Origin of the sequence: Micromonospora sp. NPDC007271 (assembly GCF_040634005.1) — a bacterium.
GTDB lineage: Bacteria > Actinomycetota > Actinomycetes > Mycobacteriales > Micromonosporaceae > Micromonospora.
Genome location: NZ_JBEYER010000008.1, coordinates 76,378 through 97,630, shown reverse-complemented (window position 1 = coordinate 97,630; position 21,253 = coordinate 76,378). Strand labels below are relative to the sequence as shown.

At 72.4% G+C, this 21,253-nt stretch carries 12 protein-coding genes; 8 read left to right on the top strand and 4 right to left on the bottom strand.

Going from position 1 to position 21,253, the window contains the following annotated elements:
- Positions 1 to 3,728, bottom strand: a 3,728-nt coding sequence (locus ABZ570_RS05265; RefSeq protein WP_358057055.1) for a S8 family serine peptidase, incomplete at its 3' end; no start/stop codon positions are given.
- Positions 3,729 to 4,004: 276 nt separating this feature from the next.
- Here ABZ570_RS05265 and ABZ570_RS05260 point away from each other — a divergent pair.
- From ABZ570_RS05260 to ABZ570_RS05250, 3 genes are read left to right on the top strand one after another with little or no spacing between them, the layout of a single operon-like run.
- Positions 4,005 to 5,090, top strand: a complete 1,086-nt coding sequence (locus ABZ570_RS05260) for an iron ABC transporter permease (RefSeq protein WP_358057052.1) — start codon at positions 4,005 to 4,007, stop codon at positions 5,088 to 5,090.
- Between the two features lie 28 nt (positions 5,091 to 5,118).
- Entirely contained in the window at positions 5,119 to 6,105 is a 987-nt protein-coding gene (locus tag ABZ570_RS05255) for an ABC transporter substrate-binding protein (RefSeq protein WP_358057049.1), read from the top strand.
- The gene (locus ABZ570_RS05250; RefSeq protein ID WP_358057046.1) at positions 6,102 to 6,887 is read left to right on the top strand and encodes an ABC transporter ATP-binding protein; all 786 of its coding nucleotides are present in this window, start codon (positions 6,102 to 6,104) and stop codon (positions 6,885 to 6,887) included. The genes ABZ570_RS05255 and ABZ570_RS05250 overlap by 4 nt, the downstream gene beginning before the upstream one ends.
- A 137-nt stretch (positions 6,888 to 7,024) precedes the next feature.
- On the opposite strand, the gene ABZ570_RS05245 is transcribed toward ABZ570_RS05250, so the two are convergent.
- Complete coding sequence (locus ABZ570_RS05245) at positions 7,025 to 7,507, bottom strand: SRPBCC family protein (protein ID WP_358057043.1); 483 nt, start codon at positions 7,505 to 7,507, stop codon at positions 7,025 to 7,027.
- 16 nt (positions 7,508 to 7,523) lie between these two features.
- Positions 7,524 to 8,357, bottom strand: a complete 834-nt coding sequence (locus ABZ570_RS05240) for an enoyl-CoA hydratase-related protein (protein WP_358057041.1) — start codon at positions 8,355 to 8,357, stop codon at positions 7,524 to 7,526.
- 122 nt (positions 8,358 to 8,479) lie between these two features.
- Between ABZ570_RS05240 and ABZ570_RS05235 the strand changes: the two genes are divergently transcribed.
- The 3 genes from ABZ570_RS05235 to ABZ570_RS05225 are packed head-to-tail and all read left to right on the top strand — an operon-like array spanning position 8,480 to position 11,248.
- A complete protein-coding gene (locus tag ABZ570_RS05235) occupies positions 8,480 to 9,724 on the top strand; it encodes an aminotransferase class III-fold pyridoxal phosphate-dependent enzyme (protein ID WP_358057038.1) in 1,245 nt (414 codons plus the stop codon).
- Positions 9,721 to 10,746 (top strand): SDR family oxidoreductase, encoded by a 1,026-nt coding sequence (locus tag ABZ570_RS05230; RefSeq protein ID WP_358057035.1) that lies wholly within the window; start codon positions 9,721 to 9,723, stop codon positions 10,744 to 10,746. Before ABZ570_RS05235 ends, ABZ570_RS05230 begins: the two co-directional genes overlap by 4 nt.
- A gap of 31 nt (positions 10,747 to 10,777) precedes the next feature.
- A complete protein-coding gene (locus ABZ570_RS05225) occupies positions 10,778 to 11,248 on the top strand; it encodes an SRPBCC family protein (RefSeq protein ID WP_358057032.1) in 471 nt (156 codons plus the stop codon).
- Between the two features lie 74 nt (positions 11,249 to 11,322).
- Here ABZ570_RS05225 and ABZ570_RS05220 read toward each other — a convergent pair whose 3' ends face one another.
- Positions 11,323 to 16,992, bottom strand: coding sequence for an SDR family NAD(P)-dependent oxidoreductase (locus ABZ570_RS05220; protein ID WP_358057029.1), 5,670 nt, complete (start codon positions 16,990 to 16,992; stop codon positions 11,323 to 11,325).
- Between the two features lie 178 nt (positions 16,993 to 17,170).
- Between ABZ570_RS05220 and ABZ570_RS05215 the strand changes: the two genes are divergently transcribed.
- Both ABZ570_RS05215 and ABZ570_RS05210 read left to right on the top strand, forming a co-directional pair.
- The gene (locus ABZ570_RS05215) at positions 17,171 to 18,814 is read left to right on the top strand and encodes a fatty acyl-AMP ligase (RefSeq protein WP_358057026.1); all 1,644 of its coding nucleotides are present in this window, start codon (positions 17,171 to 17,173) and stop codon (positions 18,812 to 18,814) included.
- 22 nt (positions 18,815 to 18,836) lie between these two features.
- The gene (locus ABZ570_RS05210) at positions 18,837 to 21,212 is read left to right on the top strand and encodes an acyl-CoA dehydrogenase family protein (RefSeq protein ID WP_358057023.1); all 2,376 of its coding nucleotides are present in this window, start codon (positions 18,837 to 18,839) and stop codon (positions 21,210 to 21,212) included.
- Positions 21,213 to 21,253: the final 41 nt, after the last annotated feature.

The following is a 21,253-nucleotide window of genomic DNA, read 5'->3' as shown; positions in this document are numbered from 1 at the left end:
ACGCCCACCTTGCCGGCTTCCCTGGGGACGAAGTCCCGGACCGTTCGGGTGGCGGGGTTGATGCCGAAGCCGGCGTCGGTCTTGCCGGTGGCCCGCAGCGACACGTAGCCGCCCGGCTGCTTCGCCAGCTTGAGCGCGCCGGTCCACCAGTCGGCGTCCTTGCTGAGCGTCACCCGCTGCCAGGTGGCGCCGTCGTCGTACGACACCTCCAGGGTCACGGAGGTGACATTGCCGGTGCTGGGACCGCCGCCCGCCTGGGGGATCGGCTTGAGGCGGATCTCCTCGGTGGTGCCCGCCTTCACGTCACCGTGCAGGTCGGTGTCGAGGCGGTACTCCATCTGCAGCAACGCGAACGGCTCGAACTTGTCCGCCTCGTTGGAGCTGGAGACGAAGTCCCACTCGGTGTGCGTACGCGTCGACAGCCGCCACTGTTCGGCCGGGCGGGACGCGTCGAGCACCAGCCGGTACGGCAGCATCCCGGCCGGCACCGACTGCCACTGCATGCTCGACGAGTACTTGTTCTCGTACAGCATCCGGTCGCCCTGGTAGAGCTTCAGGTTGGTCGGCACCGAACCCCACTCCAGGTTTCCGCCGTGCTCCAAACCGTCCCCGGACGGGCTCCAGGCCTGCACGTTGATGGTCATGTAGTCGCGGTAGCGGCTGTTCTGGACCGCGAACGCCCGGTTGAACGCCGGACGGATCGCCGGGGCGAACCAGTCCTGCCGGGTGGTGCTGCCCTTGGCGTACGTGTTGCGGTTGGCCGTGTCCGTCCAGGTGCCCTGGCTGTGCACCTCGTGCCAGGCCTGGTCCGGGGTGACCCACTCCGTACGGGTGGCGGGGTGCCACTCCCGCTCGGCGAAGCCGAGGGACGGGGTGAAGGTCACGTCGTACCGGTTGCCGCTGCCCTCCATCCCCTTCGTGATGTTGTAGTAGTGCGCGTCGATCCGGGCAAGGTCCTGCCGCTGCGGGTGGTAGCTGAGTGGCCGGTCCGGTACCTGTCCGGAGTAGTTGCGGGTCAGGTCGTAGAGGTAGGTCGCGTACGGCACCTTGTTGGTGATCAGCTGCAGCGTGCCGGTCCTGGCCCGGGCGATCAGCTGCGCGCCGGCGTCGCGGTGCACGGTGGCGACCGGGATCGGGGACGCGCCGACCGACTCGTTGAGCACGCCGACGCCGTCGTTGACGACCAGCAGCAGCTTCGCCCCGGCGGCCACGGCGGCGGCGGCACGGTCCCTGGCGCCGACCGCGTCGCTGCGGGTCACCACCACGGCCTTGCCCTTCGCGTCGAGCGTCGCGTAGTCGGCGGCCGCGCCGTTGCCCGCGTAGACCGTGGGCAGGGTCTCCCTGCCGGCGGTGAGCGTGCTGCCCGGCTGGACCGTGACATCCACCGGCTGCAGACCAGGGACATCGACGCTCAGCTGCGGCTCGCCCTTGCGCCACCGGGTGATCATCGTGAACGACCCCTGGGTGACCTCGTCCGTCGGCGTGACGTAGAGGTCGTCGTACTTCACCGGCACCACGAACCCGTCGCGGAAGCTGTCGCCGTTGGCGTACCTGACGGTGTAGTCGAGCTTGCGCTGCCGGTCCTGGCTGCGCTGCGGCGCGACAGTGTCCAGCAGGCGGGCCTTGCTCGCGTCCAGCACCACCTCGGCTCCGGAGTCGTTGAGCACGGTCTCCGGGTCCACCAGCAGGGCCAGGCCGAGTGAGTCGGACCGCTCCCCCGGCACGTCCAGCGTCGACTCGACGGTGTAGGTGCCCGGCGGCAGCCGCAGCGTCATCTCGCCGTCGATGGTGTACATCCACGGGTAGAACTCGCCGGCCTTCTTGATCACGACGGTGGCGGCGGCGGGCTTGCCGTCCCGGCCGATCAGCTTGACCTTCAGGTCGTAGCGCTCGTCCTCCTTCAGCAGACCCAGAGAGGTGCGCGTGACCGCGGTGCCCGTGGCGGCGTCGGTGCCGACGAGGTAACCGGTGAACTGGCCGGTGCCGGGCTTGGTCGGATCGCCGGTGACCGGGACGGACGCGCTGCCGCCCGCGGGCACCGTCACCGCGGAGGCGCCCAACGAGAACGGGCCGGATCCGGTGATGGCGAGGTTCAGGGTCACGTCGCTGCTGCCCGAGTTGGTGAAGGTCACCGGCTTGGTCACCGGGGCGTCGGTGGGCTCGTGCGGCCAGTCGAAGTTGCCGAAGAAGACCGATCCGGTGGCCCGGGCGTCCGTGCGTACGGCGGCGGCGACGTCGAGCCGGCCGGCGCCCACCTCGTACGGCGTGTACCCCGCGGCCAGGCCCTTCGAGCTGCTCATCAGCGCTTCCTTGAGCTGCGCGCCGGACCAGTCGGGGTGGCGCTGAGCCAGGATCGCCGCGGCGCCCGACACGTGCGGAGTCGCCATCGAGGTGCCGCTGATCGTCCGGTACTGGCCGGTGCCGGTGGTCATCTGCTGCGAGCGGGCGGCGGTGATGTCGACCCCGGGGGCGGTGATGTCCGGCTTGAGCGCGCCGCTGCGCACCAGCGGGCCGGTGCTGGAGAAGTACGCGAGCCGGTCCTGCTTGTCGACCGCGCCGACGGTCAGCGCGCTGGCGGCGGAGCTGGGCGTGCCGATGCTCTGCGGCCCGGCGTTGCCGGATGCGATGACGAACAGCGTGCCGTACTGCGCGGACAGCGTGTCGACCGCGACCGCCATGGGGTCGGTGCCGTCGGAGAGAGTCGGGTCACTCAGACTCATGCTCACGACGTCCGCGCCGGACTCGGCCGCCCACTGCATGCCCGCGAGCACCCAGGAGTCCATGCCGAAACCGTCGTTGCCGAGCACCTTGCCGACGATGAGGTCCGCACCGGGCGCGACGCCCTTGTACGTGCCGCCGGAGGCCGCGCCGGTGCCCACGATCGTCGAAGCGACGTGGGTGCCGTGCCCGTTGACGTCGGAGGTGTCCTCGTTCGGCACGAAGCTGACCTTGTCGTCGATCTGGTCGGCCAGGTCAGGGTGGCTGGCGTCGACCCCGGTGTCCAGCACCGCGACCTTGACCCCGCGGCCGTCGTACCCGGCCGCCCACGCCTCGGGCGCGCCGATCTGCGGCACGCTCTCCTTGAGGCTGGCAGCAACCCGGCCGTCCAGCCAGAGCTTCGCCACCCCGGCGCCGAGGGTGGGGCTGGAACCGGAGGCGGCCGGTGCGACGGTGGTCCAGAAGGTGCGGGCCTGCTTCTTGTCGGCCGCCAGCGACGCGGCCCCGACCTGCCGCAGGTCGCGGACCAGTTTGGTGCCCTTGGGAACGACCGGCTTGGCCGCGCGTGCCTTGGCCGGCGCGTAGGTGGCGATGAGTGGGACGCTCGCGGTCTTCGCGTCGTCGTAGCCCATCTCGATGAGATCGGTGATGTTGAACAGCCGCCGGTCCAGTTTGTCGCTGGTCAGCAGGGGCAGCGCCTCGTCGGGGAGGACGAACAGGTCACCGCCGCTCTCCTGCAGATGGACGCCGCCGGTGGCGTTGTCGGGCCGGTCCACATCGACCGTTTCCTTGCCGTCGGCGGAGGTGGTCACCGTGACCACGTCGCCAGTGATCAGGGTGATGGTGTGGGTGGACCTGGTCTCGGCCTTGGGGGCCGCGGCGGCGCTTGCCGCGGTCGCGGTCGTCGGGATCGCGGCGATTCCGCCAGCGATCAGTGCCGTCGCTGTCGCTGCCGCGATCAACCGGCGTCGCAGCCGGCCAGGCTCGGAGGGCGGTAAGGGAAGTGACATGCGGAAATTTCTACCGATGCCAGCGCAGCCGGGTGAATAGCTGGCGCTGGCGGAGTCGCGCCACGGCATTACTCCGCCACAAGCAGACGCCGGCGCTGGACGGGCTGGCGCACCCGCCGCGGCCACCGCTCGTCGGCACAGCCCTCGTCCGCCTCGCGCGCGGCGACGGCGGTCGATGAGGTGAACAACACCTCACCCCGCTTCCGCTGTCTTGATCTTGCTGTTAGCTTTTGCCAAGACTTTGCAAGAACCAAGAAGTTGCAGAAGGAGGGTATGGTGACCGCCACCGCCCTGCCGAAGAATCAACCGGATCTGCTCGGTGTCGTGGCGCAGCGCCGCCGCACCGGCATCTGGCTGCTCGCGCTGACGGTCGGGCTGATCCTGACCGGACTGGCCGCGGTCGGGTCCGGAGCGATCGGGATCCCTCCGATGACCGTGGCCTCGGTCGTCGGGCACCATCTCGGCCTGCCCGTCGAGGTGAACTGGACGCCCCCGCAGGACGCCATCGTCTGGCAGGTCCGACTGCCCCGGGTGCTGCTCGGCATGCTCGTCGGCGCCGGGCTGGCGGTGTGCGGGGTGGCGCTGCAGGCCATGGTGCGCAACGTGCTGGCCGACCCCTACCTGTTGGGAATCAACTCCGGAGCCTCCAGCGGCGCGGCCGCGGCGATCCTGTTCGGGGCCGGCGCCGGCTTCGGACAGTACGCCCTGTCCAGCAGCGCCTTCGCCGGCGCGCTCGGGGCGTCGCTGCTGGTCTTTCTGATCGCCCGCAGCGGAGGCCGGGTGACCTCGATCCGGTTGCTCCTGTCCGGAGTCGCCGTCGGCTACGCGCTGTACGCCACCACCAGTTTCCTCATCTTCGCCTCGGGATCCGCCGAAGGCGCCCGATCGGTGATGTTCTGGCTCCTCGGATCCCTGGGACTGGCCCGGTGGAACGCCATGCTGGCGGTCACCGCGATCGTGCTGGGCGGCACGATCTGCTACCTGACCGTCGTCGGGCGGCGACTCGACGTCCTGGCCGTCGGTGACGAGACCGCGCAGACCCTGGGCGTGTCACCCGACCGCTTCCGGCTACGCCTGCTCGTGATCGTCTCGCTCAGCGTCGGCGTACTGGTCTCCGCAGCCGGCAGCATCGGCTTCGTCGGCCTCGTCATCCCCCACCTCGCCCGGCGCATCGTCGGCGCGCCGCACGTACGCGTGCTGCCGGTCGCCGCGCTCCTCGGGGCCATCCTCCTGGTCTGGGCCGACGTGCTCGCCCGGGTCCTGCTGGCCCCGCAGGAGATCCCGATCGGCATCATCACCGCCCTGCTCGGCGCACCCTTCCTGCTGATCCTGATCCGTCGTCTGCACTCCACCGGCGCGTGAGGCGCCCGACCCGTCAAGGAAGAGAATCATGAAGGCAACGCGTCTCGCCGTCACCGGGGCGATCTCCGCGACCGTCCTGCTCGCCGCCGCCTGCGGCGGCACCGGCGCCGAACCGGCTGCGGCCGGCCGCGGATACCCGGTCACCGTCAACAACTGCGGCACGGACGTGACCTTCGACGCCGCGCCGCAGCGGGTCGTCCTGCTCAGGAGCGCGGCCGTTCCGTACCTGCACGCACTCGGCGTCATGGACCGGGTCACCGCCCGCGCCGGGCACTACCCGAAGGAGTACTACGACGCGGCGACCCGCACCGAACTGGATCGCATCCCACTGCTGACCGACCGGACCGACACCAGCGGCCACCTGCAAATCTCCAAGGAAGCGGTGATCAGCCAACAGCCCGATCTGGTGCTCGGCCAGGTGGACAACCTCTCCCGCGACACGCTGTCGGCGGTGGACATCCCCCTGCTGGAGGAGCCCGCCATGTGTCCCGGCAGCACGACCACACCGACCTTCGACGACGTCTACCGCCAGCTTCAGACGTACGGCAAGGTGTTCGGCCGTACGTCTGAGGCCGACGCCGCGGTCACCGCACTCAAGGAACGGATGACGGAGATCCAGGCCGGTACGGACCCTTCGTCCGGACGTACCGCGGCGGTGCTGTACCCGACGGCCGGCGGCGGCACCACTTACGCCTACGGAACCGCCAGCATGGCCCATCCGCAGCTGGAGGCCGCCGGCTTCCGCAACGTCTTCGGCGACGTGCCGGAGCGGGTCTTCGAGGTCAGCGTGGAGGAACTGCTCGGCCGCGATCCCGACGTGCTGATCCTGCTGTACAGCGACGGCGATGCCAAGGCCGCCGAGCAGGGTCTGACCGGGCTGCCCGGTGCCGAGAGGCTCAAGGCCGTCCGCAACGGCGACCTCATGACCCAGCTGTTCAACTTCACCGAGCCGCCCACCCCGCTGTCGGTCGACGGCCTGGAGCGGATCGTGCAGCGGTTCAAGGACGGCGCGTGATCCAGGCGACCGCGATCTCCTGGCACTACGGCGCGAACCCCGTGATCGACGGGGTCAGCGTGACCGCGCGACCGGGTCGGGTGCTCGGGCTGATCGGCCCGAACGGCAGCGGCAAGACCACCCTGCTGCGGCTGCTCTACGGCGCCCTGCGCAGCGGCACCGGGCAGGTCCTGGTCGACGGCGACGAGTTGTCCACCCTGCCGTCGCGGGAGGCCGCGCGGCGGCTTGCCGTGGTCGTGCAGGAAACCGGCGGCGAGACCGCCCTGACCGTGGCGGAGCTGGTGCTCCTGGGCCGGACGCCGCACCTGTCGACGTTCCAGCGCACGGGTCGGGCCGACCACGAGGTCGCGGCCCGCTGCCTGATGCGGGTCGGTGCCGCGCACCTGGGCGCGCGGGCGTTCGCCCGTCTCTCCGGCGGTGAACGCCAGCGGGTGCTGATCGCCCGTGCCCTGGCCCAGGAGGCCACCCACCTGCTGCTCGACGAGCCCACCAACCACCTGGACATCCGCTACCAGCACGAGATCCTGCACCTGGTGCGCAACCTGGAGACCTGCTCCGTCGTCGTGCTGCACGACCTCAACCTCGCCGCGCGCTACTGCGACGACCTGGTGCTGCTCGGTTCAGGCGGGGTAGTCGCCGCCGGCGCCACCGGTGAGGTGCTGGACCCGGTGCTCCTCGAGCCTGTCTACGGCATCGGCATCCGGCGCCTGGACCTCGACAACGCCATCCATCTCCTGTTCCAGCCGCGCGACCAGACCGCCGACGAGAGAACCGCCGAATGACGGCACGGGACCGCGCCAACGCATGAACGCCGCTCGACCTTTCCCGCCCGATCGGCGAACTCGTCCCTGGCCAGCGCGCAGGGTGGCGCGCGGGCTGGTCAGGGCCAGACAGCGGGGCCCGGTCGGCCGCCGCCGGGTCAGGCCGCTTCCAGCTCCCGCTTCAGCCGGCGCAGGGTCTCCCGCATGCCGTCCCGGTTCACCGTCGGACGCTCCGCCGCGGCCCTGCCGGTGAAGATCCGGCCGAGGACGCGGGAGGCCCCGTTGCGCCGGTCCTGCCAGTACTCGGTCACCTGGGTGCCGCCGTCGGTCTCGCTGAAGCGGTAGCCCCAGCGGGCCACCGGCTGGCCGAAGGTGGTGACGTCGAAGGCGAACTCGCTGCCCGGGGTCGCGGCGACGACGCGGCAGGTGGTGAACCAGAGGAACGGTCCACGGCGGTTCCAGCCGACGAACCGTCGCGGCTGCCCACCGTCGCGCCGGGTGACCCAGACCGCGAAGCACTCCGGGCTCCACCGGGCCATCCGCCGCACCTCGGCGACGGCCGCGTAGACCGTTCCCGCCGGTGCCGCGACGGTGATCTGTTCGGCGATTTCCGGACCGTGCCCGGCTTCCTGCCCGGTCATGCCGCAACCAAAGGCGTCATTCGTTCCTCCACGGGAGGTGGTCGGGCAGGTCGCTGCTGACCCGCCCGGGGAAGGCCGGAGCGCGTCGCTGCCGGAAGGAGTCGAAGCCCTCCCTCGCGTCCGAGCTGGTCAGGGCAGCGGCGGAGAGTCGGGAGTCCAGCCGGTGCGCCGGGTACGGCGAGTCCAGCGCGCCGGTCCGGTACAGCATCTGCCGGATGACCGCCACGGACACCGGCGCGGTGGTGGCGATGATGGTCCGCGCGAGCTGGTACGCCTTGTCGAGCAGGTGCTCCGGTTCGTGGACGCTGTGCACCAGGCCGGCCGAGAGCGCCTCGGCGGCGTCGAACGCCCGCCCGCTGATCATCCAGTCGAGCGCGCAGCCCATTCCGACCAGCCGCGGGAGGAACCAGGTGGACGCGCCTTCGGCGTAGATGCCGCGCCGGCTGAAGACGTACCCGAATCGCGCGTCGGTGGCGGCGAGTCGGTAGTCGGCCGGCAGGATGATGGTGGCGCCCGCGCCGACGGCCGCGCCCCGGATCGCGGCGATGACCGGCTTGTTCATCGCGAAGATCCGCATCGAGCACCGTCCCGCCGGTTCCGCCCACTCGGCCTCGGGGTCGTCGGGGGTGTCGAACTCCGTCACGGACATGTCCAACCCGGCGCAGAAGTGCTCACCCGTACCGGTGAGGACGACGACCCGGACGTCGTCGTCGCGGTCGGCGCGGTCGAACGCGTGCGCCAGCTCGTCGGCCATCCGCAGGGTGTAGCCGTTGCGCTCCTCGGGACGGTTGAGCGAGACCGTGGCGATCCGGTCGGAAACGGAGTAGAGGATCTCGCTGTACGTGTCCACGCCGGCACCCTAGAGCACCGTCAACGCCACCAGCAATCCTCGATGGGTCGGCTGTTCGGTCATCGCCGCTTGTCCTGAGTAGACAATTGTCGAGGTGGTGCCGATCGGGCAGACTTCCCTCGGTGTCCTCCACTGTCTTCGATCTCTACCGCCGGCATCTCGGCGAGGGGCTGGGCCGGGTCGCCGCCATGCTCCACACACCGTTGGAGGTCGGCGCCACGGGCACGGTGGTGCGCACGGCGGACGGCCGCCAACTGCTGAACTGCGCGGGTTACGGCGTGTTCTTCGTCGGTGCCGGGAATCCGTTCGTCCTCGCGGCGGTGCGCGACCAGCTCGAACGCCAGGCGTTGTCCACCCGGGTGCTGCTGAACGAGCCCGCCGCCCGGGCCGCCGAGGCGCTGACCTCGGTGGCACCGGAGGGCCTGGTCAAGGTGCACTTCTCCAACTCGGGCGCGGAGGCGGTGGAGACCGCGATCAAGATCGCCCGGGCGAACGGGCGGCACCGGCTGGTCTCCATGCACCGCGGTTACCACGGCAAGACGGTCGGCGCGCTGTCGCTCACCGCGCGGTCGCTCTATCAGGATCCGTTCCGCCCGCTGCTGCCCGAGGTCGCCCACGTCAGGTTCGGCGACCTGGACGAGCTGGCCGCCGTCGTCGACCGTGACGTCTGCGTGGTCGTCGAACCGGTGCAGAGCGAGGGCGGGGTGATCATCCCGCAGCCCGGCTATCTCAAGGCGGTCGAGGCGCTGTGCCGCGATCGGGGGGCGATGCTCGTCCTGGACGAGGTGATGACCGGGCTGGGGCGGCTCGGGACCTGGTGGGCAGCGGACCGCGACGGCGTACGGCCGGATGTCCTGCTGGTCGGCAAGGCGCTCAGCGGCGGACTGGTGCCGGTCGCGGCGACCCTGGCGACCGAGGAGGCCTTCGCCCCGTTCGACAAGGACCCCTACCTGCATACGTCCACGTTCTCCGCGAATCCCCTGGCCATGGCCGCCGTCCGCGCGACGGTCGAGGTGATCAGGGAGGAGAAGCTGGTGGAGCGGGCGGCCGAGCTGGGCGGGCGGCTCCTTGCCGCGATCACCGAGACGGTGCGGTCGATCGGGCACCTGGTGGCCGACGTACGCGGGGCCGGGCTGCTCCTCGGAGTGGAGTTCCACTCCGGAATGCACGCCGCAGAGTTCCTGATGGACCTGCTCGACAACGACGTGGTCGTCAACCACTCGATGAACGCGCACCCGGTGCTGCGGCTGACCCCACCCGCCACGATGACTCCCGACGAGGAAAAACGGCTGGTCGCCTCGTTCGAGCGGGCCTGCGCCGCCCTGGGCGCGCGTTTCCCCGCCACCGGAAGCGACGCCCCGGCATGACGCGACGTACCGTCCTGGTCACCGGGGCCAGCGGCGTCGTGGGCACCGCCGTCCTGGCCGAGCTCTCCGGGTACGACGTGATCGCCGCCGCCTACCGACGCTTGCCGGGCGGCTCGAACCGGGTGGTCCGGCTGGATCTGCACGCCCCCTCGCTCGGGCTCGACCGCCGCGCCTACCGCGAGCTGTGCGCCGAGGTCGACGCGGTGATCCACTCCGCCGCCATCGTCAACTTCTCCGCCGACCAGGCGGAGGTGGACCGGCTCAACATCGAGGGCCTCGGCCGGGTCGTCGAGTTCGCCGCCGAGGCGGACGCCACCCTGGTCCACGTCAGCACCGCCTACGTGTCCCGCTACGGCCGGGCCGGTGGCGGCGGCAGGCTGGGCACCGAGAAGGTGGCCGCCCGGACCGACGAGTACGTCACGTCGAAGTACCTCGGCGAACAGCTGGTCCGCGACAGCGGCATCGACGCGCTGATCGTCCGGCCGGCGATCGTCATCGGCGACTCCCGTACCGGTGTCATCCGTCAGCACCAGGGAGTGCACCAGCTCGCCGAGTATCTGGTGACCGGCAAGCTGCCCTTCATCCCGGCGCATCCCGGCACGTTCTTCGACCTCGTCCCGCAGGACATGGTCGCGCAGGGAATCCGCGCGGTGCTCGACGCCGACCTGCGCAAGGGCGACTACTGGCTGACCGCCGGACCCGCCGGCATCCCGGTGGAGCGTTACCTCGAACTGGTGACGGAGACCGCCCGCGAGCACGGCATGGACCTACCCGACGGCCGGATCGCGGACCCGTCCATCGTGGATCGGCTGGTCCGGCCCGCGTTCGCGGATGTCCTTCCCGCCGAGGACCTGGCGCGGCTGGACGGCGTGGTCGCCGTCTGCGGGCTGGTCATCATCCCCGAACTGCTGCCGACGTCGTTCGGCACGATTCCCGGCGGACCGGCCGCGATGACCCCGGCGCAGGCCGAGGACGCGTGGCGGGTCAGCCTGCGTCACCTGATCCGGGAATTGCGGCAGTGATCGTCAACCCGAACTGAGGAGGCCACCCGCGATGGAGTGCTCCGTCATCGTGCACGCTCTGCTGCCCAGGGCAGACGCCAAGGAGTCGTTCGACCGGTTGGCCGACTTCGCCGCGTATCCGGAGTTCACCGACACCGTACGGACGGTTGGGGTGACCCAGGTCAGCCCGACCCAGGTGGAGTCGAAGTGGGAGGTGAACTTCCGCCGGGGCATCCTCGTCTGGGCCGAACGCGACGAGATCGACCCGATCAGCCGCCGCATCGACTTCGAACAGACCACGGGCGACTTCGCGACGTTCACCGGCTCGTGGCTGGTCGTCGAGGCCGACGAGGGGGTGCGGGTCCAGTTCGACAGCAGATTCGACCTGGGCATCGCCTCCCTGGCGAGCCTGATCGACCCGGTGGCGTGCGCGGCGATGCGCGACTCGATCCGGGACATCCTGCTCGGGCTGTTCGGCTCCGACATCGAGGTCACCGTGGTGGAGGCCACCCCGCTCGGCTGAGCGGCCGCGGGTCGTCCTCCAGCCGCCCGAGCGGCTGGACGACGACCGCCTTCTTGAGGGCCGAGGCGGGGCTTTTAGTCGAGCAGGTCGAAAAAATCGTCCTTCGCCGCGGCGATCTTGTCCGACTCGGTGTCGACCAGCGACAGCAGCTGGTTCAGGGCGTCGGCGAGCCGCTTGCGCGCCACACCGTCCATCGTCAGGTTGGCCAGGCTGGACTCCAGCCGGGTCAACTCCTCCAGCACCCCGAGCGGGGTGGATGCCTGCTCGGGTAGCAGCTCACCCCGCAGGTAGCCGACCAGTTCCCGCACGTTCGGGTGGTCCAGCACCAGGGTCGCCGGCAGGGTCAGCCCGGTCGCGGCGGCGAGCCGGTTGCGCAGCTCGACCGCCGTCAGCGAGTCGAATCCGAGCTCGGGCAGGCTCCGGGTGCCGTCCAGGTCGGCGGCGGAGGTGTGGCCGAGAACCGTGGCGGCCTCGGCGAGCACCATCTCACGCAGCACCCGGTCCTGTTCGGCGGGAGCGAGCCCGGGCAGCGTCCTGGCGAGGTCGGTGCCGCCCGCCCGGGTGTCGCCGGCCGGGCCGGGCGTGCCGCCGGTTGTCGGGTCGATCGACGCGGTGGCCGGTGTCTGGGTGATGGTGGCGACCATGGGGTCCGTCAGGCCGACGCCGTCCGCGCCGGACGGGCGGTCGGTGGTCGTCAGGTCGTGCAGCATCGGCGGCACCGACCGCCGGTCGTGCCCGTCGAGCAGGGCGCTGTCCACGTCGACGAGGACCGGCGTCGCCGCGTCCGAGTCGAGCGCCCGTTCCAGCAGGGCCAGTCCGCGTTCCGGCGACAACGGCGTCAGCCCGATCCCGCGCATGCGACGCAGGCCGGTGGCGTCGACCTGCTCGGCCATCCCGTCCGGCAGCTCCCACAAGCCCCACGCCAGCGACTGCCCCGGCAGCCCCTGCGCGCACCGCTGCTCGGCGAGGGCGTCGAGGTAGGCGTTGGCGGCGGCGTAACCCGACTGCCCGGGCGAGCCGAGCAGGCCGGCGGCGGAGGAGAAGAGCACGAACGCGGCCAGGTCGCACTCGCGGGTCTGCTCGTGCAGCTGCCGTGCGCCGTCCGCCTTCGGCCGCAGCACTCCAGCCACCCGCTGCGGGGTCTGCGAGTCGACCACCCCGTCGTCCAGCACACCGGCCAGGTGCAGCACGGCGGTGAGCGGATGCTCGGCGGGGATGGACGCCAGCAGGTCGGCCAGGGCCGCCGGGTCGGCGACGTCGCAGGCGACGACGCGTACCGACTTCGCGCCGAGCGCGGTCAGCTCGCCGACCAGGTCGGCGACGCCGGGGGCGTCGGCGCCACGCCGGGACGTGAGCACCAGGTGCCGCATCCTGCGCCGCTGGACCAGGTGCCGTGCCACGAGCCGGCCGATGGCGCCGGTCGCGCCGGTGACCAGGACGGTGCCCTGCGGGGCCCAGGCCCGGGGTCCGACGCGGGTGACGGCCCCGGGATCAGTGGGGGTCCCGGTCTCCGGGGCGAGGCGGTCGGCGGTCGACGGCTGCAGCCGAGGCACCAGCAGTCCGCCAGCGCGGATCGCGACCTGCGGTTCTCCGGCGGCGCCGGCCGCGGCGAGGGCCTGCCGCGAGGCCGGGTCGTCGTCCAGATCGATCAACGCGAACCGGCCGGGGTGCTCGGACTGCGCCGACCGCAGCAGCCCCCACGCCGCCGCCTGAGCCAGGTCCCGGGGCTGGTCGGCGACGGCCCGCCGGGTCACCACCGCCAACCGGGCGGCGCCGTACCGCGGGTCGGCCAGCCAGCGGTGTGCCAGGTAGAGCGCGGCGGCGACGGTGGGGTGCGGGTCGTCACCGCCCGGCGGCAGTTCGGTGAAGACGACGTCGGGCAGCTGGTCGCTGGCCGTCAGCTGGTCGAGCCAGACCACCGGCTGGTCGGAGCGGGCCGGAGCGGCCGGCACCCAGCGCAGCTCGTACCCTCCGCCGGGCCCGGACGGCCCGGGGGCGAGCCGGTCGGGGGTGATCGGCCGCAGCGCGACGTGCCGGACCGAGGCGACCGGCGCACCGGACGGGTCGGCGAGGACGACGTCGACGCCGTCGCCGTCGCGGGTCAGCCGGACCCGCAGGGCCGTGGCGCCTCGGGCGTGCACCTGCAGGCCCGCCCAGGAGAACGGCAGCGCGATTTTGTGGTCCGCGCCGGCGTCGCCGAGCAGGCCGAGGGCGTGCAGCGAAGCGTCGAGCAGCGCCGGGTGCAGCAGGAAACCCTCGGCCGCGCCGGCGGCGTCGGCGGGCAGCGTCACGTCGGCGAAGATCTCGTCGCCCCGCTTCCACGCCCGACCGACGCCCTGGAACACCGGGCCGTAGTCGTAGCCGCCGGCGCGCAGGCGGTCGTAGAAGCCGTCCGTGTCCAACGGCACCGCGCCCGGCGGTGGCCACAGCTTCAACCGGGTGGCGTCGCTGGTCCGCACCGGGGCGACGGTTCCCGTCGCGTGCGGCGTCCACGTTCCACCGGGTGGGCGCGCGTGGATCGTCAGCGGGCGGGTCCGGTCGCCGTCCGTCCCGGCGACGACCACCCGGGTCTCGACGGCGCCGGCCTCGGGGAGCACCAGCGGCGCCTGAAGCAGGAGCTCCACCACCTCGGGGCAGCCGGCGTGGGCACCCGCGCGCGCCGCCAGCTCCGCCAGCAGCGCGCCCGGTACGACGACCGCCCCGCCCACGCGGTGCTGGGCGAGCCACGGTTGGGCGGCGATCGACAGTTCGCCGGTCAACAGCAGTCCGGCGTCCGGCGTCTCGACCGGCTGGCCGAGCCGCGGCCGGGCCGGCGGGGTCAACCAGTACCGCCGGTGCTGGAACGGATAGGTGGGCAGCTCCGCGGGCGGGACGTCCCCGCCGAGCAGCGCGGGCCAGTCGACGTCCACGCCGCGGGCGAAGAGGCGGGCGGCCGCCTCCCAGGCGGAGTCCTGTTCGTCGCGCCCGCCGCGCAGCAGCGGCACGGCGATCGTCGGGTCACCCGGGTCGCTGTCCAGGTTGGCGACGGAGTCGAGGACCATGGCCGACAGCAGGCCGCCGGGCCCGACCTCCAGGAACCGGCTCACCCCCTGCTCGCGTAGCCGGCGTACGCTCTGCGCGAACCGCACCGGTTGCCGCGCGTGTCGGCTCCAGTGCCCCGGTGTGATCATGTCCACCGGCAGGCCCGTCTCGTTGGAGACCAGCGGGATCTGCGGCGCCCGGTGGGTGAGGTCCGCCTCCAGCTTGGCGAGGTCCGCGAGCATCGGCTCCATCAACGGGGAGTGGAACGCGTGGCTGACGCGTAGCCGGGTGGTCCGGCGGCCTCGTGCGGCGAACGCGTCGGCGACGGTCTGCACCGCGTCCTGCGGGCCGGCGATGACGACCGACGCCGGGCCGTTGACGGCGGCGAGCCCGACCTGCGCCGCAGGGTCGGCGATCAGCGGCTCGACCTCGTGCGGGGTGGCCTGGATCGCGACCATCGCGCCGCCGGCGGGCAGCGCCTGCATCAGCCGTCCGCGGGCGACGACGAGGCGGGCGGCGTCGTCCAGCGACAGCGCTGCGGCCACGTGGGCGGCGGTGATCTCCCCGATCGAGTGGCCGAGGACGAAGTCCGGCCGGACGCCCCAGTGTCGCAGCAGCCGATACAGCGCCACCTCCACGGCGAACAGCGCCGGCTGGGTGTACTCGGTCTGGTCCAGCAGGTCCGGGTCGCCGTCGATGACCGCGCGGATGGGACGGTCCAGGTGCCGGTCCAGTGCGGCGCAGACCTCGTCCAGCGCAGCGGCGAACCGCGGTTCTGCCGCGGCGAGGTCCCGCCCCATCCCGGGTCGCTGCGATCCCTGTCCGGGGAAGACCAGGGCCAGCCTGCCCTCGCTTGCCGTGCCGGTGACCACGGCCGGGGTGTCCCGTCCGGCGGCGAGGGACGCGAGGGCGTTGCGGTCGAGGACCACGGCGCGTTGTTCGAACGCCGTACGCCGGGCTGCCGCGACCGCCGCCGCGCGGGCCGGCAGGTCGGGGTGGGCATCGAGGAAGGCGTCGAGGCGGCGGGCAAGTTCGCGCAGTGCGGGGACGGTCCGCGCGGAGAGCACCAGCGGCGTCGGCACGGCCGGGCTGCCGGTCGGAGCGGCGGGCTCGTCCTGCGGCGCCTCCTCGACGATGACGTGTGCGTTGGTGCCGCTGATCCCGAACGCGGACACCGCCGCCCGGCGGGGCCGCGCGCCGGCCGGCCAGGGCTGCTCGCCGGTGAGCAGCCGCAGCGGGCCGGCGGACCAGTCCACGTACGGGGTGGGCTCGTCGACGTGCAGCGTGCGGGGCAGCCGGCCGTGCCGCAGTGCCAGCACCATCTTGATGACCCCGGCCACCCCGGCCGCCGCCTGGGTGTGTCCGATGTTCGACTTGACCGACCCGAGCCACAGCGGGCGCTGCCGGCCGGAGCCGTACGCGGCGATCAGCGCCTGAGCCTCGATCGGGTCGCCCAGCCGGGTGCCGGTGCCGTGCGCCTCCACCACGTCCACGTCGGGTGCGTCGAGTCCCGCATCGGCGAGCGCGTCGGCGATCAGGCGTTGCTGGGACGGACCGTTGGGCGCGGTGAGGCCGTTGGACGCCCCGTCGGAGTTGACCGCGCTGCCCCGCAGGACCGCCAGGACGCGCCGGCCGTGGCGGCGTGCGTCGGCGAGCCGTTCGAGAACCAGCACACCAGCGCCCTCGGCCCACCCGGTGCCGTCGGCGGACGCGGCGAACGACCGGCACCGCCCGTCCGGGGAGAGCCCGCGCTGGCGGCTGAACTCGGTGAACACCAGCGGCGTCCCGATCACGGTGACCCCGCCGGCCAGTGCGAGGTCGCACTCGCCGGTACGCAGCGAGCGGGCCGCCAGGTGCAGCGCGACCAGGGACGACGAGCAGGCGGTGTCGACCGACAGCGAGGGCCCTTCCAGGCCCAACGCGTACGACACCCGGCCGGAGACGATGCTGGAGGCGTTGCCGGCCATCAGGAAGCCGGCGACCTCCGGCGGGACGGCCCCGAGGCGCGGGGCGTAGTCGCTGGCGATGACGCCGGTGTACACGCCGGTGCGGCTTCCGCGCAGCGTGCGCGGGTCGATGCCGGCGCGTTCCAGCGCCTCCCAGGAGATCTCCAGCATCAGCCGTTGCTGCGGGTCGGTGGCCAGCGCCTCGCGGGGCGACAGGCCGAAGAATCCGGCGTCGAAGTCGCCGGCGTCGTAGAGGAATCCCCCGTGGCGGGCGTAGGTGGAGCCGGGACGGTCGGGGTCGGGATGGAACACCTGCGGGTCCCAGCCCCGGTCGGTCGGGAACGGTCCGACGCCGTCGCGGCCGTCCGCCAGGAAGGCCCAGAAGTCCTCGGGGGTGGCCACTCCGCCGGGGAAACGGCAGGCCATCGCCACGATGGCGATCGGCTCGGGACCCCCCGACGGCGTGCCGTCCGGCTCGTCGGCCATCGGCGTGGCGACGCGGTGCCCCGGCCCCGGTTCCGCGTCCGGGCCACCGACCCGTTCGGCCAGGTACCCGGCCAGGGCCGACGGGCTGGGGTAGTCGAAGGCAATGGTGCCGGACAGGTGGAGCCCACTCGCCTCGGACAGCCGGTCAGCCAGTTCGAGCGCGGTCAGTGAGTCGAAGCCCAGGTCGGCGAAGGCACCGTCCGGAGTGACGTCGCCGCGCGGCCGACCGAGCACTTCAGCAGCCTGGGTACGTACGACATCCAACCACCACTGCGTCCTGGAGTCACCCATTCAGGCGGCCGCCTTCCGCGATCGGGAATGTCAGTGCCGGCGGTCACCCACCGTGCCGCGGTCATCGTCCATCGGTCACGGCGGCCGGCACAATCGCCCGTCCGGACTCCACAGAGGATCTATGGTCTTTGTCGATCGCCCTGTCTACGCTGTCCCGCATGATTCAGGCGAGGCTGAGGTGAGCCGTTTCGTCGATGCCGTGGTCGACACCGCCGGGCGGTCGTCGCGCGGCATGGTCACCGGCGCTCCCGGGAACCCGGTGCGGCGCGGCTGGGGGCAGTTGCACGAGGCGGCCCGACGTACGGCGGCGGCGCTGGTCGCGGACGGGTTGGCCCCCCGCCAGGCCGTCGCGGTCCTGGCCGGTGACCCGGCAGAGGTCGCGCGGGTCGCGCAGGGGACGTGGCTGGCCGGCGGCAGTGTGACCATGCTGCACCAGCCGACCCCGCGGACCGACCTGACCGTCTGGCGCGACGACACGCTGCGGGTCCTGCGCATGATCGACGCGCGTCTGGTGCTGGTGGGTGCCCCGTTCGAGGCGATGGCCGGCCTGCTGCGCGAGCAGGGCATCCCACATCGGATGATCGGCGACCTCGACAGCGACCGGGAGTTCGACGTCGTGCCCGCCGCCGAGGACGACACAGCGCTGCTCCAGCTCACCAGCGGCTCGACCGCCGAGCCGAAGGCGGTGCGGATCACCCACCGCAATCTCCGCGCCAACCTGGTCGACAGCGCGAACCACCTCGAGTGCGGCGAGAACGACGTGCTGGTCAGCTGGCTGCCGCTGTTCCACGACATGGGCATGGTCGGCTGCCTGCTGCTGCCCATGTTCACCGGCATCGACCTGGTCATGGTCACTCCCGCGGAGTTCCTCGGCCGTCCGATGGTGTGGGCGGAACTGATGAGCCACTACGGCGGCACGATCACCGCCGCGCCGAACTTCGCGTACGCGATCCTGACCCGGCAACTTGCCCGCGCCGACGCCGGGTCGCTCGACCTGTCCCGGTTGAAAACCCTGTGCAACGGCGCGGAGCCGATCGACCCGTCCACGGTGGAGGCGTTCGTCGCGGCCGGCGCGCGGTTCGGCCTGCGGCCCGAGGCGGTGAACTGCTGCTACGGCGCGGCGGAGAGCGCCCTGGTCATCTCGTTGTCGGCGCTGTCCGACCCGATGCTCCTCGACACCGTCGACGCCCGGGAACTGGAGAAGAACCGGCGGGCGGTCCCCGTACGCGACGACCATCCGGCCGGCGTGCGCCGGCTGCCCCTGCTCGGCGCCGCCCTGCCGAGCGTCGTCGTCCGGGTGGTCGACGACTCCGGCGCCGAGCTGGGCGACCGTGAGGTCGGCCGGGTGCAGCTGCGCGGCGACTCGGTGACCACGGGCTACCTCACCGAGGACGGCCCGGCCCCGGCCCTGGACGACGCCGGTTGGCTGGACATCGGCGACGAGGGATACCTGGTCGACGGCCAGATCGTGGTCTGCGGGCGCCGCAAGGACGTCATCATCATGGGCGGCCGCAACATCTACCCCACCGACATCGAACGCGCGGCCGCCGGGGTCGACGGTGTCCGGGACGGCAACGTCGCGGCGGTGCGGCTGATGGCCGGCGACGGCGTGGCGCGGGAGTCGTTCGCGGTACTGGTCGAGTCGCGGCTCGTCGGTGACCTGGCAGCCGAGAGGGCGCTGGCCGACGCCGTCGCCAACCGGATCGTCGCGGACGTAGAAGCCCGTCCGGCCGAGGTCGTGGTGCTGCCGCCGGGCAGCCTGCCGAAGACACCGTCGGGCAAGCTGCGCCGCGCGGCGGCCCGCGCGCTCATCTCCCGTTGACCGCCCCTGCCGGAGGAACCCTGTGCGATCGCTCGACCAGGCCCGCGCCCTCTGCGAGTCGTACCTGCCCGGGCTGCTCGACGGGTTGGCGGAGATCCCGTTCGCGCAGCGGGAGGCCTCCGGCGGCGGCACGCTGCCGGTGTTCCGGGCCAGCGGCGGCCCGAGCCTGGTGATTCCCAAGGACTACGGCGGGCTCGGCGCCACCCCGTTGGACGCGGTACGGGTGACCCGCGCGATCGGCGCCCACGCGCCGTCGCTGGCGGTCGCGACCACGATGCACCACTTCTCGGTGGCGACGCTGTTCACCTTCGCCGAGAGCATCAAGAACTCCGGCATGGAGTGGGCCCTTCTGGAGGCGATCACCAGCCGCAACCTGCTGGTCTCCTCAGGGTTCGCCGAGGGTCGCCCGGCCCAGGGGATCCTCTCCCCCACGATGACGGCGACCCGGGTGGACGGCGGCTACCGGATCAACGGGTCGAAGAAGCCGTGCAGCCTGAGCCACTCGATGGACCTGCTGACGGCCAGCGTGGCGGTGCCCGCCCCGGACGGCGGCCAGCAGACGGCCTTCCTGCTCATGCCGGCCACGCTGCGCGGCGTCACGCGGCACCCGTTCTGGGGCAGCAGCGTGCTCGCGGGCGCGGAGAGCGACGAGGTACGGCTAACCGACGTGTTCATCGAGGAGGAGCTGGTCATCCCGACCGAGAACGGCCCGGACGGGATGCTCGACGACCTGCAGACGGTCGGGTTCATCTGGTTCGAGCTGCTCATCACCGCGTCGTACCTGGGCATGGCCAGCGCGCTCGTCGAACGCGCGTTGGCCGCCGGGCGCGGCGCGGTCACCGACCGCGCCGCCCTGGGCACCCGGCTGGAGACCGCCACCCAACTGCTGGAGGGCGCGGCCCGCGCCACGCAGGCCGGCGAGACCGACAACGACGCCCTGGCCCGTGCCCTGATGGCCCGCTACGGCGCGCAGGACGCCATCACCGACGCCGCCCGCCAGGCCACCGAGATGCTCGGCGGGATGTCGTTCATCGGCTCCCCCGAGGTGGCGTACCTGATCGCGGCGTGCCAGTGCGTCGCGTTCCACCCGCCGTCGCGGGCCAGCGTCGCCTCGCCGCTGGTCGACTACCTCGACGGCACCCGCCCGTTCATCATGACCGACAGCGCCCCGGCGCCGGCCGCGCAGCCACCGGCGGCGCCGGCCGCCGCGGCGCCCGCGCCTGCGTTCGTGGCCCCGCCGGCCGGCGCGCCCGCGCCCGCACCGGTGGCCGCGCCGGTCCAGGCCCCGGCTTCGCCCCGCCCCGCCGACGCCCCGGCCCCGGCACCGGCACCAGCACCGGCACCGGCACCGGCACCGGTCACCGTGCCCGGCCCGCGCCCGCAGCCGATGGTCGCGTACAGCCCCCGGCCCGCCGTCTCCCGTACCGACGGGCGGTCGGGGACGACCGCGGACGATGCCGCCGACTGGGACCTGGCGTCGTCCCTCTTCGACGGCGCGGAGGGCATCCGGCTCAGCGCACGCGACTGCGACCTGCGGTACTGGTTCGCCAACGTCCCGCAGCGCACGTTGCGCGGCAACATCGTCGGCTACCCGCCGGAGCTGGTGACCCCGGACTTCCTGCACGAGCCGGGCCCGCTCCGGGACGCGCTGATCCAGGAGGTCGCGTTCCGCGCACTCGCCGAGGAGCGGGCGGCCCGCGCGATCGGGCACATCGTGGCGTGCGCGCCGGACTCCACGACGGCGGAGTTCTACGCCACACAACTGATGGACGAGACCCGCCACGCGATGATCTTCCGGAACCATCTGGTGAACCTCGGCGTCGCCGAGCAGGACGTGGCCGCCGTCATCGCGCGGCAGACGGCGCACGACAAGGCGACCATCCTCGATCCGCTGGAGGAGTACGGTATGCCGATCGTGCGCGAGCGCCAGGACTTCGTCGGCGGCGTGGTGCTGCTGACGATCCTGGTCGAGGGTTTCCTCGCCCCGTCGTTCGAGCTCAGCGAGCGCAAGTGGCGGCCGATCGACCGTCGGATGGCGGACATGGAGAAGGGCGCCGCCATCGACGAGGTGCGCCACCTGGCCGTCGGCACCTCGATCGTCCGCGAGCACCTGCAGCAGCACCCCGACGAGAAGGACCGCCTGGTCGAGCTGATCCGCGACGGCATGCGGCTGTGGGAGCGGTTGCCGGTGGCGGACCAGCTCACCCGCTGGGAGGACTGGTTCCAGGAGGGCATCGCACCGCACCTGGCGATGATCGGTGACTACGAGATCTGGGCGGGCCGGCGGCTGGTCGACACCACGCCGGAGGAACGCATCCAGAAGGCTGTCGAGGTCACGAGCATCGTGCACTCCACCCGCCTGACCGACATGGGCCTGGGCCGGTCGCTGATTTACTGACGGGCCCCGGACGGGGCGACGCGGGTCTGCACGGACGGCGA

What these genes read in the sequence shown, in the direction of transcription:
- ABZ570_RS05225 (WP_358057032.1), top strand. Translation starts at nt 10,778, where the DNA reads ATGGAGTGCTCCGTCATCGTGCACGCTCTGCTGCCCAGGGCAGACGCC.
- ABZ570_RS05230 (WP_358057035.1), top strand. Translation starts at nt 9,721, where the DNA reads ATGACGCGACGTACCGTCCTGGTCACCGGGGCCAGCGGCGTCGTGGGC.
- ABZ570_RS05245 (WP_358057043.1), bottom strand. Translation starts at nt 7,507, where the DNA reads ATGACCGGGCAGGAAGCCGGGCACGGTCCGGAAATCGCCGAACAGATC.
- ABZ570_RS05220 (WP_358057029.1), bottom strand. Translation starts at nt 16,992, where the DNA reads ATGGGTGACTCCAGGACGCAGTGGTGGTTGGATGTCGTACGTACCCAG.
- ABZ570_RS05255 (WP_358057049.1), top strand. Translation starts at nt 5,119, where the DNA reads ATGAAGGCAACGCGTCTCGCCGTCACCGGGGCGATCTCCGCGACCGTC.